The following is a 15,295-nucleotide window of genomic DNA, read 5'->3' on the forward strand; positions in this document are numbered from 1 at the left end:
TATAGGGGAAAGCAGCCAATCAATGACGTGGTTGGCACTCAGCGTCGATTGCACAGCAACGCGGTTGGGAACCGAAAGGCGCCAACCAAGGTTGGCGTCTACCAAGCGCGCGGATCAGGAGCATCGTATCCAGGCGCACGGATCAGGAATGTCGTGTCCAGAAGCGCGGTTCGAGGTCGGCGTCAATGCCCGCTCAACCCGCTTTGCGTGGCTTGCGGGTGCGCTTGGGCTTTGCTGCGTCACCGCTGCTGGCGGTACCATCCTGCAACGCCTGCAGCCACGACAGCGTATCGACATAGTCGATGAAGTGGCGCAGATACCCGGGGCTGGTTGCCTGCATCGTGTCCAGCATGCGCTGCACCAGCACTGCCGAGTTCAGTGGGCCGCCGTCGGCCGGGGCCTCGGTGCGCAGCGAGCGGCGCACCTGTAGTTCGCTGCGCAGCTCGGACCACTCGCGGCGCACGTCGTCCAGCATCGGCACCTGCGGGTAGTGCGCAAGTGCATGTGAGCCGGCATCCAGATCGCGCACCAGCGCACGCAACCCGTCCAATGGCGAGGACTCAGCTGCCATCGCCGCTCTTTTCGCCCGGCGCAGCAGCCTTGGGCTTGGGAATCGGCGCGATCTCCACGCGGCGGTTGCGCGCGCGGCCATCTTCGTTGGCATTGGAGCTGACCGGCTGCTCGCTGCCGAACGCAGCGGCGAACACCGCATCGGCCGGTACGCCGTCGGCGATCAGGGTCCGGGTCACCGTCAGCGAGCGCTGCGCGGACAGCTCCCAGTTGTCGGCGAAGCGACGGTTGCCTTCGCGCACCGGCGCGTCATCGGTGAAGCCGCTGACCATCAGGATCTCCTCGCGCGAACCCAGGTACGCCGCCAGCGGCGCGGCAAGGCTGCGCAGCAGCTCCTGGCCTTCCGGCTGCAGCTGGTCGGAGTTCAGCGCGAACAACACGTTGCCGCTGATACCGATGCGGCCATCCACCAGCGTCACCCGGCCGGCGGCGAGCGGGCCGGCCAACGCTTGTTCCAGCGTCTGCAGGCGCTTGGCCTCGGCCTGGCGCTGCTTGACCTCCTGGTCCAGCCGCTGCGACAGCTCCAGCTGCACCGCAACCACGCCGACCAGGATCAGCACGAACGCGCCCAGCAGCACCGACATCAGATCGCCGAATGCCGCCCAGATCGGGGCGTGCGAGCCGCCGTCGACCTCCAGCTCGTCGCTCATGCGCTGCCGGCCTTGCCGCGGCGCGCGGCCAGCTGCTGCAGTTCTTCCATCACCTGTTTCTGCGACAGCAGGCTGAGGTCGACCACCTCGCGCGCCTGTGCCACGTAGTACGCCAGTTGCTCATCGCTGCGCGCCAGCGAGGCATCCAACGCACCACCGATCTGTTCCAGGCGTCCCGACAGCTCCGCCGAGGCGGTGCCGAACTGCTCTACGGCAGACCCGAAGGTGCCGGCCAGCTGACCCACCTCGCCAGCACTTCCGTTGAGCAGGGTGGCGATGCCATCGAGCTTGCCGGTCTCGGTGGCGATGTGGTCGGTGAAGCGGTTGCCGACGCGTTCCAGCAGTTCAGCCGAACCACCGACCAGCGCGTCCACGGCCGTGCGCTGCTCGTGCGAAGCGTGGTTGATCGCCTCCAGCAGGGTCTGCACGGTGGCCAGCAGGTGGCCACGCTCCTCCAGCATCGCGTTGTCGCGCACCAGGCTTTCGGACAGGGTGCTGCGCAGTTCGTTGATGACCTCGGCCGCGGCTTTCGGCGCCTCGGCTGCGGTCTGCAGCAAGGTGGATACTTCGGCCAGCGTGGCGCTGGCCTGGGCGCGGCCGTTCTCGCCGATCTGCTGTGCGGTCTGCGCCAGCGTGTCGCATACTTGCTGCTGCTGCGTCGACAAGCGTTCGCCATTGGCCTGCAGGCGCTCGGCCAGCTCGGTCGAAACATTCTGCAACGCATCGCTCCAGCGCTGCAGGCGCTGTTCGTCGGCGGCCACCAGCTGAGCCTGCAACGCGGCATGCGCCTGCTGCAGCTCGGTACTCACCGCGTCCCAACGAAGCTGACGCTGCTGTTCGCGTGCATCCAGGCCCGCCTGCAGTTCGGCGTGCGCCGTGGCGGTGGCGGCCTGTGCAGCCTGCCAGTCCTGCAGGCGCTGTTGTTCGTGGTCCTGCAGCAGCGACTGGCCGGCGGCGTGGCGCTCATCCAGCGCCTGCAGCAGCGTCTGCGCACGTTCGTCCAGATGGCTGCTGGCACGCTGCAGTGCCTGCTGCTGACGCTCGACCAGTTCACTGTTCAACGCATGCTGCTGTTCGGCAGCGGCACGCCAGGCGTCGGCGTTGCCGCTGGCGTCGGCCTGCAGGCGCTCGCCGATGCGCACCACCAGGGCTTCACCCTGCGCACTCTGGCCATCGCTGAAGGCCTGCAGATGCTCGCGCAGCTCAGAAACCAGTGCCTGCTGCGCGCCAGTCTGCTCGGCCACGACTTTGGCCCAGCTGGCCTCGGTGGCCACGCGGCTGCGCTCGAAGCCCTCAGCCAGGCCGTTCAACTGCTGCTGCACTGCCTGCTCGACGCGCGAATGCAGCGCCTGGCCGTGGCTGGCCAGACCGGCCAGCGTGGTTTCGGCCATCGGCTGCAGCGCGCCCCCGATGGCGGCTGCACTGGCTTCGGCACCTTCGCGCAGCGACTGCTGCAGCGAGGTGGCGAGGCGCTCCTGCAACGCCTGGCTCTGCGTCAGGAACTCGGCCTGACCGGCCAGCAGGCGCTCATTGGCGGCCGCGCTGTGCTGTTCGAAGGTGCTGGTCATCGCCTGCAGGCGATCGACCAGCGCAGGCAGCGCAGCGGACTGCGACTGCAGCAGGCGCAGCGACTCGGCGCGCTGCCAGGCTTGCGAATACGGATGCAGGTCAGTGGCGATCGCGCGGTCCAGCTGCTGCACCACCTGCAGGCGGTCGCGGCGCAGCAGCGCCGACAACAGGCCCAGCATGGCCGAACTGGCGACACCGGCGATGGACGTGCCGAACGCCACCGCCAGGCCCTGCACCGGCGAGGCCAGCGAGCCGCGGATGGCCGCCATGTCGGTAGCGCTCTGCAGGGCCAGGCCCGTGCCGCGCAGGGTGTCCATCATGCCCAACAGCGTGCCGAGCATGCCCAGCAGCACCAGCAGGCCCACCAGATAGGGGGTCAGCACCGGCGAGGGCAGGGCGGTGCGCTCGCCTTCCACGCGCAGGCGCACGGCATTGCGCAGGCCCAGCGGCACACGCTCCAGCCACGGCGCCAGGCTGTCCTGGGCCAGCGAAACGTCATTCAGCGCGGCGCGCAGGCCATTGCTGGCCTGCCGGTAGCGGTACAGCTCGACGCCACCGGCGATGTAGCAGGCCGCAATGATCGCTGCCACGGCCGCACCCAGCGGGTGCACCGAGACATAGCCGACACCGATCCAGCACACGGCCAGCAGGCCAGCAAGGAAAACAAGGACGTGGAAAACAGTTCTGGACATGGTGTTCCGGTCAGTGTGAGCGCAGGGCGGCAAGCAGCCCCTGGATCGGGTGGAAGCGCAGTTGCAGCTCGGCGAGCAGCAGCGTGCGCATGTCGTGGCGGAAGGACGCGCGCCAGCCGGGCTGGCCGTGCACGCGTTCGAATCGGGCACCCAGCACCGCTGGGGCGGTGGCAAGCAGGCTGTGCTCGCGCGGGCTCAAGGTCTGCTCCATCACCGCATCGACCTCGGCCAGCCGCGCCAGCTCCGGTGATGCCAGCACCAGCTGGTCACGCAGGCGGCCACGCAGGCGACCGGTGGCGGTCTGGATGGCCTGCTGCAGCACGCGGTAGCGCTGCCGCAGCGAAGCGAAGTTGGGTGCCGCAGCGGCCTCGGCCAGGTCCAGCAGGCGCTCGGCCTCGGCATCCTCGCTCAGCGAGGCCAACAGGCTCGCTTCGGCCTGGGCGCAGTCGGCCAGCAGATCATCCAGCGCTTCGGCGGCCTCGGCCGGCTCAGCCAGGCGGCCATCCAGCGCCCCCGCAAGGGCCACGGCACGGCTCCAGTCCACCCACTGGCCGAGGCGATCGGTCAGGGCAGGACTGGAGGTCGGCATCGCGCCGTCGCTGAGACGGGCGAGCAGACGGAGGAAGTCCGGTCCACCCAGGACCGGCTGCGCTGCGTTCGCCATCAAGGGGGTGGGGGCTAAAAACCGTTGATTTTACAACCAGATGAGGGCGGCCGTATGAAGGCGGGGCGGAGGGGCCGCAACGATCGGGCCACAGGGCTTAAAATGATCGGCTGTACCACCGCACCCCGACTTCTGGAGCTTGAGATGACCGTTGCGCAGTTCTACCCGATCGGCACCCCCGGACAGCCTTGGGGCGACGCCGAACGAGCGCAGTGGCGGGTCCGCCAGCAGCGGCAGCGCAGTTACCACGAAGACGTGGTGGCCGCGCTGGAACGGCTGGACGAGCGCTTCGACGTGGTCCAGTACGGCCAGCTTGACTACGCCCCGGACCACTACCCGCTGTTTGCGGTGGTGAACCACGACTGGAACCCGGCCCTGCCCACCGCGCTGGTCACCGGCGGCGTGCATGGCTATGAAACCAGCGGCGTGCATGGCGCCCTGCAGTTCCTGGAACAGCATGCCGAGCGTTACCTGGGCCGCTTCAACCTGATCGTGGCCCCGTGCGTGAGTCCGTGGGGCTACGAGCGCATCCAGCGCTGGAATCCCAATGCCATCGACCCCAACCGCAGCTTCCGTGACGGCGGCCTGATCGAAGAAGCCGCCTCGCTGATGCGCTGGGTGGCCGAACGCAAGGCCAACATCCGGGTCCACCTGGACCTGCACGAAACCACCGACAGTGACCTGCACGAGTTCGACCCGGCCCGTTGCGCCCGCGACGGCAAGCCGTTCGAGCGCGACACCATTCCCGATGGCTTCTATGTGATCGGCAACAGCGAAGACCCGCAGCACGAATTCCAGAAGGCGTTGATCGTCGCCGTGGCCCCGATCACCCACATTGCCCCGGCCGACGCCGAGGGCAATCTGGTGGGCATGCCGCTGCAGTCGCTGGGCGTGGTGTGGGGCGAGTCGCGTTCCATTGGTGCATGTGCCGGCTTCACCGATGCGCTGTATGCCACCACCACCGAGGTGTACCCGGACAGCCCGCGCACCAATCCGCAGGAATGCAACGACGCCCAGGTGGCAGCGGTGTGTGCGGGGTTGGATTTCGCCCTGGCGCACTGAGCGGGACGCGGTCGAGCCGAGGCAGGCCTGGCTCGCCGCCCCCTGTGCGCCCGGTTTGCTGCGCCGGTGTGCAGGATCAATGGATCGAATCACATGGCCAACATCAACCATTTGTCCGGCGAACCGCCTGCGGGCGGCTCGGCTTGCCCGCCTGAAGAAGTGGGGGCCGTGGGCCTGGTCTATGTGGCCGATGGTGAGGAAGGCCCGATGGTGGCCGATGGTGAGGAAGGCCCGATGGCGGCCGCCGCTGCCGGACAGCGCGTCGAACGCCCGGACGACCGCCCGCCGTGGATCGTTGTTGATCACCACGTGCATTCGGTGATCGTTGCGAAATGGCCGGGCAGGCTGTTGAAGGTCCGCGTACTGCGTTCGGCAGCCGAGCAGCCGCTCGTCCACGCCGGCTACACCCGTGCGACTGCAGTGGATGTTCTGGAGGCGCTGCCGTTGGCGATGCTTTTCGGTAGCAGCGGCGAAGCCGTCGTTGAATTGCTGAACGCCATTCCGGGTCTCTCGGCAACAGTGATCGCCGCCCTGGGCGAGCAGGTCGATGCGCAGGCAGCGGCTGTACACAATGCGGCCTGGGATAGATGGCTTGCCCGCGTTGACCCCGGCTCGCCGTTCATCGGCGAGGAGCATGCCGGCGTCCTCGCAATGGGGGCGCATGCGTCCCGGTCGCCGGTGGGCGCCGCGCCCTCGATCCTGCACGCCGTGTTGCGCAGGCACGCACGCGACACCGCGGGGGAGGGCGCGTTCATCGAAGACGAGGGAGAGCCCGTGTTCAACGCCAGCTGGTCACGGGCGGCCGCCTGCCTGCAGCATGCGTTGATCGGCGTCGGTGCGGAGGAGTCGCTGCTCACTGCCGCCGAGCGCGCCGTTCTTGTCCGTGCCTGGAAAGGCACAAGGCGTGCTCCCGCTCCCTAGCGCCGGCGCACGGAAGAATGCGTTGTTTGTTCAAGCGCCGGTGCGGGCGTTGCGCGATGATGGCGCTGGTTCCAGGCAAGCAGGACTGCCGTGCTCGATTCGAGACCCCCCGCCTTTCCCGCTACGCCCTCGCCGCGGCGCTGCATCATCAGTGGTGAGCGACGGCAACGCAGCGCACCACCGCAGGGGCGATCCGATGTGATCACCTTTCCTTCGCTTTCATCTCTGGCGGCGGTGCTCTGTGATGAGAATCGTGAACTTCTGCGCACCCTGCACAAGCTGCAGCCGCGCTCGCTCACCGAACTGTCCGGAATCTGTGGTCGAAAGGTGCCGAGTCTGTCGCGCACGCTCCGGCTCATGGAGGGTTACGGCCTGGTCGAGCTGCGACGGGTCGGGGCAAGGGTCAGGCCGCTGGCGCTTGTGACGACGTTTGTCGTGGTGCTGGATTGAGCCGGGGGCGGAAGCGCGATCGATGACGTTCCACTACTGCACTATAGTAGTCCTGCGCCCGTCCGGGTCCGGGAAACCAAAGGGCAACAACTGAGGCGCAGGCTTCCGATACCCGGATTCTCTGGCAGAGGCCTCGTATCGAAATGGGTACTCGCCCCTTGGAGGATGGATGCGCTATCTGATTGATCTGGACGTAACAACCAATCTGGCCGCTGGGCGCGACATTGAACAACTTCTGCCTGAGCGATATGAGATGGATCAGCTTGTGATTCGCTATGTCTCCATCGAGCGCAACAAGCCCAATTCCTGGAGGGTTTGCCTTTGCGAGGTCCTTGACAACGGAACCCCCGGGTTCATCGATATATACGAATTCGAGCCAGTGGATCCTGATCTTCCATTCGGAGACGAATGGATGTTTGATTCCATTGAGAGTGCCTTGAAGTTTGCGGAGAACGCTCTGGAAGCACGTCACGACCGCTATGTAAATCGGGGTTTGATCCAGGATGAGTTCAAGGACCGATACCATCCGGAATGGTGATCTTCCAGGTATGGAAATGGCAGGTCTCTGGCCTGGGGCCGGCGGGGCATTGGACTGCTGGTTGACAATGAAAGAGGACTCAAGCCATTTACACCTTCAATGCCAGTGTTGTTTTTATAGAAGATGACAGCCACTGCCTTGTTGTTGGGCTTGCAGATGGCGCTGATGATCCGTCCCACTACCTGATTCTGCAGAGCAGCAGGAATTTTGACGAGCAGGACATCAGGCTCGGCATGGATCGCCTCCATCTCGAGATTGGCGGGGCGCTTCAACCCTGCTACGGCGGATTGGAAAGCGTGGTTCTGCGTGAAGTGTCCCTCGAGTTGTTGATTTCTGGGGAGGCACGAAAGAAGCTTGGAATCGATGGTGCAATTGAAGTGGTGTTGACGGATGTGAGCTGCCGGGCGCGGCTTGACGTGGCGTTGGCTCAGATGTGTGCGGCGAATGGTGTGCCGTTCGTTGCGGAGAGAAAATGACTCTGTTGCGAGGTGGTGACAGGCGATGTTTTGCTGAGCAGGTTCAGGGGAGTTCTTTTACAGCAGCAGGGTCCGGCATTGACAGCAAGGATGCGACGTAAGAGCCATGATCAGAAAGTATTTCAAGCATTGGGCTGAATCGATCCTCGGGGAGGGCATCATCCTTCTTGAGGCAGTAGATGATGAGGTCACCAGGCAAGTGGAGATCTACGGCGAGACGATCATCTGGTGTGACAGGATGGGGCAAAGCGATGATCGCTTCATGCTGGCCGACCAGCCTTTGTCCAACCTTGGCCTGGGGCCGGAGGATGAAGTAGCCGAGTCGGATTTTGAGGCGGCATGGGCAACCGCAAGGGGCTCTCGGTGATGCCGGTGAGTCTTGTACGCGGTGACGTGCCTGGGGGCGAACTGCGTGCCGAGAACCTGAAAGGCTTCTTGCATTGCCAGAGGCTCTAGCGTGGAGGTTTCCGCCGTCTACGTAGATCTTGAATACTATGGTTTCCCCTTGCGAGCGCGCGTTCGCTACCAGCTCGCGTCCAACTATCTTTCCCTTTTCATCTCTGATTGGTTGAAGGAGCGAAGGCTGGATCTGGGGGCATTCAACCGATTCGTATTCGTTGAGGGGTCCCGGGTGGATATGCAGATCGTGGGAGACCGTGCGTTCGCGGTGGGTACTTCCGAGACAGTCAACGCGGCAGGGGCATCGCTCATTTCCGAAAGGTGCCTTCATTCCGACGTGGATGTTCACAGCTATTTCGTCGGTAAGTATCTGGAAGGTTTCAAGCGTGTTGATGAGTACTTCGGGCTCTCACTGTCGGCTCCACTCGCCGAAGCAATCGCGGTGAACGTCTCGCCGGGTCTGGCCTACGAGACGCCCGCAGGAGGGCACGAACTGCGTGCTGGAAGGTTGCGCCTGTTCCACCGCTATACCACTGAGCACTACCAGCTTGTCGCTGCGGAGTCTGGGCCTCAGAAGGGGGACTCGGAATCTGAATTCATACTCATGGAACTGATCCCCGATCCGTTCAAGGTGCACTACCACGTCTCAACGATTACTGTCGATGGAAGGCGCGTCACCATTGCCAACAAGACCGGCAGCGAAGTTGTTGTGAAGGAACTATAGTTGCCGGGCCGCGCAGCCTCGCGGCGCGGATTTGTAGGCCAGGCGATGTGATCGAAGGCCAAAGGTACCTGACGGGTGTTCATCAAAAGTTACCCGGCTGGTCAGTGCCGGCTTCTGGCACTGCGTCCGGCGCGGCCCAACCCCCGCCCAGCGCCAGGAACAGATCCACCTGTCGATCCACTCGCTGCGCACGCGACGCTGCGAGCGCGGATTCTGCATCGGCCAGCGCGGCTTCGGCAGACAGCACATCGAGGAAGCCGATCCTGCCGAACCGGTACAGCTGCCCGGCCTGGTCGCTCGCACGTGCCGCGTCGTCGCGGGCCAGGGCAAGGCTGCGCTCGCGATCGATCTCCTGTGCATACGCCGACAGCGCGGTTTCGGTCTGCCGCAACGCATCCAGCACCGCGCCATCGAACGATGCCAATGCAGCATCGGCGTTGGCCCCGGCAGCGTCGATCCGTGCGTGGGTTGCGCGGCGGTTCGGCCAGCGCCACGACAGCAGCGGTCCGATGGACGCGCCGATGCTGTCGCTGCCCAGCAGCTTCTTGAATGAACCTGCCATGCCAGCGGACGCGCCGATACTCACCTGTGGATACAGCGCCGCCGTTTCCACGCCGATCATTGCAGTGGCGGCCGCCAAGCTGCGCTCCGCCGCACGGATGTCGGGGCGACGCTGGATCAGCTGGCTGCCATCGCCGACAGGAATCAGCTGCTGCAGGCGCGGCGGTTGTTGGCAGTTGGCGACATCCTGCGGGTAGTCCGCTGGCAGTCGGCCCATCAGCGCTGCCAGTTCGAACAGGGCCGCCTGCCGCTCGGCAACCAGATGCGGCACCGCCGCCGCGCTGCGGTTGACCGCCGCGCGCGCCCGGCTCACGTCGAATTCGGTTCCGCGTCCGCCGGCCGCCAAGCGGGTGGTGGCGTCCAACGTGGCGCGCTGCGTATCGAGCACCCGCTGCGTCGCCGCCAGGGTGAGGTTGGTCGAACAGATGCCAACATACGCGCGGGTGACGGCAGCAGCGACAACCACCCGCACCTGGTCGCGCGCTGCAGCGACGGCCTCTGCATCCGCGCTGGCTGCTTCAATACCGCGGCGGATGCCACCGGCCAGATCCAGCGGGTAGGACAGGTGGATGCCGAGCGCGTACACCTGCGGTGGCGAGGAGGGCGAGGTGTATCCACCGGCGCGGGCCAGCGTAGCCGATGCGTCGGCGTCGGTGCCTACCGAGCCCTCGGCCCGGGCCTGCAGCACCAGCGCCGTGGCGCGGCGCAGGTTGGCGTCGGCCGCGCGCAGATCGGTGTTGGCCCGCAGCGCTTCGCTGACGTAGGCATCGAGCCGTGGATCGTCGTACAGCTGCCACCAGCGATCCGGCGGCTCTGCCTGTGTGTAGGCCGCCTCGTGGCTCGATACGAATGCGCGGCGGGCCGCCGGGGCGGCGGCGACCGCGTTGGCCGGAAGTGTGTAATCGGGGCCGGACACGCAGCCGGCCAGCGAAAGCGCACAGGCGAACACACCGGCGCGCGATGCGTTGCCGATCACTTGCAGGCCCCCGGCGCACGCGGGGTGATGGTCACGCTGGCGGTTCTGCCCACGATCAGGCGGGTGTCCGGGGCAACATCATCCAGGCGGATGCGGACCGGTATCCGCTGCGCCAGCCGCACCCAGGTATAGGTCGACGCGACCGACGGCAGCAGGTTGTGGGTGCTTGAGCGCTGGTCGTCGGCGATACCGGCAGCGATGCTCTCGACGTGCCCACGCACGTCGCGGCCATCGCCCATCAGGCGGGCGACTGCGGCATCGCCTTCGTTGATGCAGTTGAGCTTGGTTTCCTCGAAATAGCCTTCGACCCTCACGCTGCTGCTGTCGATCAGGGCCAGGGCCTGCGCGCCCGGCTGCAGGAAGTCACCCGGATGGAGATCAAGATTGGTGATGGTGCCATCGGCGCTGGCGCGCACTTCGGTGCGCTGCACGTTCAACAGTGCTACCCGCCGCTCCGCGCGGGCCTGCGCCAGACCGGCAACTTCGGTATCAACCTTGGCCGTATTGCGCTCGCGTGTCTCCGAGGCGACCAGGTTGCCCAGCGCCAGATCCCGTTTCGATTCACGGCGGGCGAGGGTGAGCGTGGCCTGCGCGCTGCTCACTGCGGCATCGGCCTTCTCCAGCGCGGCGGCGTAGCGCGGTTGGTCCAGCACCAGCAATAGCTGCCCGGCTTTCACCCGCTGGTTGTCCTGCACCAGCACCTGGGTCACCAGTCCGCCCATGTCCGATGCCACGCGGATCACATCCGCGCGTACCCGGCCATCGCGCGTCCAGGGCTGCGTTTCGTATCGGTTCCAGAGGGACAGGGCCGCGATGACGGCGACGGCGAACACGCAGAGCGTTGCGCTCCAGCGGCCAAGGACACTCAGCACGTGTTTCATTTCAGTTTCTCTAACAGGGGCGCGAGCTGGATCAACAGCTCCGCCAGGATCACGAACAGCGAAAGACCCACCAGCGGGCGATAGGCGAACAGCCGGTACAGCCCGAGGCTTGCCAGCAGCCGCGAGGCCATCATCGACAGGGCCAACGCGATGAGCGCCACCGCCAGCAGGCCGGGAACGAAGACGCCATCGATGGAGATATCGGAGAACATCGCATCAGTCCTCATGAGCGAGCAGGTCGCGGCGCAGGCCGGAAAGCAGTGCAAGAACATGCTCGGTTCCGGGCGCGCTGCCAGTGCTGACGGCGTCGCGTGTGTTCTCGAGCGATTCCAGCAGCGGCGCATTCACCAGGCGGGGAGTGGGAGTGCGGAAGTGGGCGGTGGCCCTGTACATCAGCAGCGCATGACACTCGCGGCTGCTCCGGTCCTTGAGCGTCCTGCCGATCACACGCAGTTCGGCCACAGCACTGGCCGCGCGCATGTCTGCAAACATCGTCCGCAATGTGCGGGCCGCATCCGCACGGCCGCGCAGGCGAGGAGCAAGCAGCGCAAGCCGATCCACCATGCGGCTTGTCCAGTCGTTGGCATCTCGAACGTCCCCGGCCGCCCGACGGGCGATGTCCCGCCTGATCACATCCTGCAGGCGCGCGCGGCTGCGATTGCTGTCCAGGGTCTGCAACAGCGACATGCTGCACAGCGCCGCCGCCGTGCCGACGAACAGCGCGACGCCGCTGTTGAGCGCACCCGCGATGTTGCTGGCATTGGTCGCGCCCAATCCTGCAATGAGCGGGAAGGTGAGCACTACGCCCAACGCCGCCATGATGAACGGTGGGCGGGCGAGGAACGAGCCACACACCAGCAGCGCGGGCGCCAGCGCCATGGCCAGGCCGACGAAATCGGACAGGCCCGGAAAAATCACCAGCGCGTAGAACAGCCCGATGACCACGCCGATGGTCGACCCGATCAGGTAGCGCATGACATGCCCCGCAGGTGCGTCGGCGGTCCCGAACAACACGCAGGCCGTGCCGATGATGGAGACGGCGGTTGCACCATCGGACCACGCGGTAGCGATCCACAGCGCGCAGCTCAGTACGATGCCGACGAAGGCACCCAAAGCGCTACGCAGGGCGATGCGGTGATCACGATGCAGCACATGGCCATTCGCCTTGCTGGCGAGGTGCACGGGCACACGCCGGCGCCAGTTCGGGCGGGCGTCGTGCAGCTGCTCTTCCAGCAGCCGGCAGTCGTGATGCGCAGCATCGAGTTCGGCCTGACGTGCACGGAGATCTGCAAGCAGCAGTTCCTTCCATACCGTGTCTGACTTTCCCACGGGCTGCGCACGGAGCTGGGCCATCGATTCGTCCACCGCGCTGGACAGCATCAGCACATCGAGCATCCGGTCATGCAGTGCGCGCAGGATCTGCACCTGGGCAACGCCGTGCGCGCTGTCGAATGGCAGGTGGATGGACAGCGTGTGCAGTTCGAGCAGGTCCGCGGCTACCTTGGAGCGGTCCTCCGCCAGTACCGTGTCCCTGGCGCCTGCGCGCATGTCCTGCGTCCAACGTTCCGCATCGCCGAGGATCGACGCCACACGCGCGTGCACACGCGGCGAGACCCGGCGTGGCAGCACCAGCCCGTGGACCAGCGTTGCCGCAAGAATGCCGATCGAGATCTCCTGCACGCGGGTGATGGCAATGGTGAAGACTTCACCGGGCACCATCACCGCCGGGAAACCGATCAGGCTGGTGGTGTACCCGGCCAGCAGAAAGGCATACGCACGCGGTGTGCGGTCGAGCATGGCCACGTACAGGCACAGGCCCATCCAGGCCGCCAGCACCACGCTCAGTACCAAGGGCGCGTTGGCGAACCGCGGCACCAGCAGCACCGTAGCGACCGCACCGCCGACGGTTCCCAGCAGGCGGAACAGGCCCCGACTGAGCGTTGCGCCGGACATTGGCTGCGACACCAGATAGACCGTGCCGATCACCCAGAACGGGCGGGTCAGGCCGATGCGCAGCGAGACATACAGCCCGAGGATCGCGGCGAGCAGGCACTTGAGCGAGAACAGCACCGCTTCGCGGTCGACCTTCAATGCGGGCGACGTCAGCAGTGCGCTGGGGCGCGAAAGCCAGGGGAGGGTAGCGGCGGGAATCTGCATGCCGCCATCGTATTCAGCGAGCCCCTTCGCCGAATTTCGCTAAAATGTCAGTCAATCGCTGAATCTGGTCATTGAGAATGACTCGCATTTCTCTACCTGGCTTTGATCTGGACCCGGACGCGACGGATCGACCTGCAGTGGCCAGCCGCCTGCAGGTGGCCGACCACGATGCCGAGATTCCGGTGCACGACCACCGCAAGGGACAACTGATCCTGGCGCTTCATGGCGCGGTGACCTGCGAGGTGGCCAATGCCTTGTGGATCGTGCCGCCGCAGTGCGGCGTGTGGATTCCCGGCAGCATGCCGCACAGCAATCGCGCCACGGCGAACGCGCGCCTCTGCTATCTGTTCGTCGAGCCGGGCGTCGTCGACCTGCCACTGCACTGCGTGACGCTGTCGATCTCACCGATGGTGCGCGAGATGATCCTGCACCTGGCCGATGTGCCGCAGGACTACCCGCGCGGCGGGCACGTCGAGCGGCTGGCGCGGGTGCTGCTGGACGAACTGGTGGAGATGCCGGCCGAGCGGTTGTACCTGCCGGTGAGCGATCACCCCAAGATCCGTGCGCTGGCTGCGGCGCTGTCGGCCAATCCGGCGGACCGCAGCACAATCAGGGAATGGGCCAAACGCCTGGCGCTGGGCGAGCGCACCCTGACGCGCCTGATTGATCGGGAAACCGGTCTGTCGTTTGGGCGCTGGCGACAGCAGCTGCATCTGCTGGTTGCGATTCGCGAGCTTGCCGGCGGCGCAGCGGTGCAACGGGTTTCTGAAACCCTGGGCTACGAGTCGGTGACAGCGTTCATCACGATGTTCAAGAAAGCGCTGGGGCAGTCGCCTACGCGGTATTTTGTCGCGCGGCTGCGGAATCAGGATTCTGCTGCTCGTGGCGTTTGACGTTGACTGGCTGAAACGGAGTATCAGCTCTCCACGGAACTGCGTTTGTCGCGTATCGAATAGATCACTGAAAAGATCTTCCAGCCCCGCTCGGTGCGGACCAGTTGCCACATTTCCCTGCCCCAGTTTCCTTTCACACCATTGGCGTGGAAGCTGTAGTCGAACGACACCGATGCCACATCGCCGTCTGTTTCGATCTTCGTGTTGAAGAACTTCTCCTCTCGTGGCTCTGCAGTGGCCACGGCCTCATCGATGAGCGAGATGAAGTTGTTCGATGGGATCTTTCGTGCCTTGATCGCATCGGGCTTGGCCCTGCGGATGTCCGCCAATCGTCGGTCCTCGGACACCAACTGCCAGCCAATGTCTTCCGGCTTGTCAGAGAAGAACAGCGCCATGTAGGTCGGCTTGTCTTTGTTGATCAGCGAGGTGCGGAAGGACTCGATCACCTGTTCGATCGCTTGCACATCGGCAGGCGTGCTTTGCTCTGCGTAGGCCGGAAGGCAGGGCAACAGGCAAAGGGCGAGGGTGGTGAGGACCGTTCCTGGAATGTGCATCTGTAGTGTCGGGTTGAAGGGGAGGGCGGGCATGCGCATCAGCGAGCGTACGTGCGCCAGAAGAGCACGCGATTGCCTGTGCTGCTTGTTGCGACGAAGATCGACTTGCCGAATTCGGGCTCGCAACGAAAGAAGGTATAGGAGCGCTTCAGAGCGGTCTCACTCGGCCACCAGCTTCGATTGAACGGCGCCGGCTGGGTAGCGCTGTGGTTGACGGGCCGGCAACCGGGCGGCAACAACAACTGCTTGCTGCGTGGTTTGCTGAAGGCAAGCGCGCTCACGTTTGAATCGAGGTCGTGCACCTCGCGCAGGTCGGTCGCCTCCTCGGGCACCCACGCGGGAATCCAGCCCTTGGTAATCATCTCGGCATCGACGGCTTCCTGCTTCGTGGCGTAGGAGCTGTCCATCACCAGATCGCAGGAGGTGAGTATCAAGCAGAGTGCGAAGAGGAGGAGCAGCCTCATGCGGTTTGAAAATGGAGGTAATGTCGGGGTCATAGACGATCCTGCAGCGCATCCTTGCATCACTGGCTTGACGGTGCACGCTAGCACTAATGAA

Annotated in this window: 18 protein-coding genes; 8 read left to right on the plus strand and 10 right to left on the minus strand. The window is 65.3% G+C overall.

Features of this window, described 5'->3' with window-relative positions; genetic code table 11:
- Positions 1–193 precede the first annotated feature (193 nt).
- Genes QOL57_RS15770 through QOL57_RS15785 form a run of 4 tightly spaced genes read right to left on the minus strand, consistent with a single transcriptional unit; the run spans position 194 to position 4,145 of the window.
- Positions 194–571 (minus strand): DUF2894 domain-containing protein, encoded by a 378-nt coding sequence (locus QOL57_RS15770; RefSeq protein ID WP_089235874.1) that lies wholly within the window; start codon positions 569–571, stop codon positions 194–196.
- On the minus strand, positions 561–1,220 hold the full coding sequence (locus tag QOL57_RS15775; RefSeq protein WP_089235873.1) for an OmpA family protein: 660 nt from the start codon (positions 1,218–1,220) through the stop codon (positions 561–563). The genes QOL57_RS15770 and QOL57_RS15775 overlap by 11 nt, the downstream gene beginning before the upstream one ends.
- On the minus strand, positions 1,217–3,481 hold the full coding sequence (locus tag QOL57_RS15780) for a DUF802 domain-containing protein (protein WP_089235872.1): 2,265 nt from the start codon (positions 3,479–3,481) through the stop codon (positions 1,217–1,219). The genes QOL57_RS15775 and QOL57_RS15780 overlap by 4 nt, the downstream gene beginning before the upstream one ends.
- 10 nt (positions 3,482–3,491) lie before the next feature.
- Positions 3,492–4,145, minus strand: a complete 654-nt coding sequence (locus tag QOL57_RS15785; protein WP_089235871.1) for a DUF3348 family protein — start codon at positions 4,143–4,145, stop codon at positions 3,492–3,494.
- 144 nt (positions 4,146–4,289) lie between these two features.
- Here QOL57_RS15785 and QOL57_RS15790 point away from each other — a divergent pair, with 144 nt between their 5' ends.
- The 7 genes from QOL57_RS15790 to QOL57_RS15820 all read left to right on the plus strand — a co-directional run bounded on the left by QOL57_RS15790 (position 4,290) and on the right by QOL57_RS15820 (position 8,715).
- A complete protein-coding gene (locus QOL57_RS15790) occupies positions 4,290–5,207 on the plus strand; it encodes a M14 family metallocarboxypeptidase (protein WP_089235870.1) in 918 nt (305 codons plus the stop codon).
- Between the two features lie 93 nt (positions 5,208–5,300).
- Positions 5,301–6,128, plus strand: coding sequence for a hypothetical protein (locus tag QOL57_RS15795; RefSeq protein ID WP_089235869.1), 828 nt, complete (start codon positions 5,301–5,303; stop codon positions 6,126–6,128).
- Positions 6,129–6,326: 198 nt separating this feature from the next.
- Positions 6,327–6,578, plus strand: a complete 252-nt coding sequence (locus tag QOL57_RS15800; protein ID WP_198512170.1) for a hypothetical protein — start codon at positions 6,327–6,329, stop codon at positions 6,576–6,578.
- Between the two features lie 169 nt (positions 6,579–6,747).
- Positions 6,748–7,116 carry a hypothetical protein gene (locus tag QOL57_RS15805; RefSeq protein ID WP_089235867.1) on the plus strand — a complete coding sequence of 123 codons (369 nt, stop codon included), beginning with the start codon at positions 6,748–6,750 and terminating at the stop codon, positions 7,114–7,116.
- Positions 7,117–7,202: 86 nt separating this feature from the next.
- Positions 7,203–7,592, plus strand: a complete 390-nt coding sequence (locus QOL57_RS15810) for an Imm10 family immunity protein (RefSeq protein WP_089235866.1) — start codon at positions 7,203–7,205, stop codon at positions 7,590–7,592.
- A gap of 106 nt (positions 7,593–7,698) precedes the next feature.
- Entirely contained in the window at positions 7,699–7,959 is a 261-nt protein-coding gene (locus QOL57_RS15815) for a hypothetical protein (protein WP_089235865.1), read from the plus strand.
- Positions 7,960–8,049: 90 nt separating this feature from the next.
- Positions 8,050–8,715, plus strand: a complete 666-nt coding sequence (locus QOL57_RS15820; protein WP_089235864.1) for a hypothetical protein — start codon at positions 8,050–8,052, stop codon at positions 8,713–8,715.
- Between the two features lie 82 nt (positions 8,716–8,797).
- Here QOL57_RS15820 and QOL57_RS15825 read toward each other — a convergent pair whose 3' ends face one another.
- The 4 genes from QOL57_RS15825 to QOL57_RS15840 are packed head-to-tail and all read right to left on the minus strand — an operon-like array spanning position 8,798 to position 13,290.
- Positions 8,798–10,252, minus strand: a complete 1,455-nt coding sequence (locus QOL57_RS15825) for an efflux transporter outer membrane subunit (protein WP_244900608.1) — start codon at positions 10,250–10,252, stop codon at positions 8,798–8,800.
- Complete coding sequence (locus QOL57_RS15830) at positions 10,249–11,133, minus strand: biotin/lipoyl-binding protein (RefSeq protein ID WP_089235863.1); 885 nt, start codon at positions 11,131–11,133, stop codon at positions 10,249–10,251. The genes QOL57_RS15825 and QOL57_RS15830 overlap by 4 nt, the downstream gene beginning before the upstream one ends.
- The gene (locus tag QOL57_RS15835) at positions 11,130–11,345 is read right to left on the minus strand and encodes a DUF1656 domain-containing protein (RefSeq protein WP_025874327.1); all 216 of its coding nucleotides are present in this window, start codon (positions 11,343–11,345) and stop codon (positions 11,130–11,132) included. The genes QOL57_RS15830 and QOL57_RS15835 overlap by 4 nt, the downstream gene beginning before the upstream one ends.
- 4 nt (positions 11,346–11,349) lie before the next feature.
- Positions 11,350–13,290, minus strand: a complete 1,941-nt coding sequence (locus QOL57_RS15840) for an FUSC family protein (RefSeq protein WP_089235862.1) — start codon at positions 13,288–13,290, stop codon at positions 11,350–11,352.
- A gap of 137 nt (positions 13,291–13,427) precedes the next feature.
- Between QOL57_RS15840 and QOL57_RS15845 the strand changes: the two genes are divergently transcribed.
- Positions 13,428–14,183, plus strand: coding sequence for a helix-turn-helix transcriptional regulator (locus QOL57_RS15845; RefSeq protein ID WP_280521846.1), 756 nt, complete (start codon positions 13,428–13,430; stop codon positions 14,181–14,183).
- A gap of 23 nt (positions 14,184–14,206) precedes the next feature.
- Here the strand turns inward: QOL57_RS15845 and QOL57_RS15850 are convergent, their stop codons facing one another.
- Positions 14,207–14,737: a hypothetical protein gene (locus tag QOL57_RS15850; RefSeq protein WP_089235860.1), complete on the minus strand. Its 531-nt coding sequence runs from the start codon at positions 14,735–14,737 to the stop codon at positions 14,207–14,209.
- 38 nt (positions 14,738–14,775) lie between these two features.
- Entirely contained in the window at positions 14,776–15,144 is a 369-nt protein-coding gene (locus tag QOL57_RS15855; protein WP_244900606.1) for a hypothetical protein, read from the minus strand.
- Positions 15,145–15,295 lie beyond the last annotated feature (151 nt).

The sequence above is a fragment of the Stenotrophomonas sp. yr243 genome, from assembly GCF_900184195.1.
GTDB lineage: Bacteria > Pseudomonadota > Gammaproteobacteria > Xanthomonadales > Xanthomonadaceae > Stenotrophomonas > Stenotrophomonas lactitubi.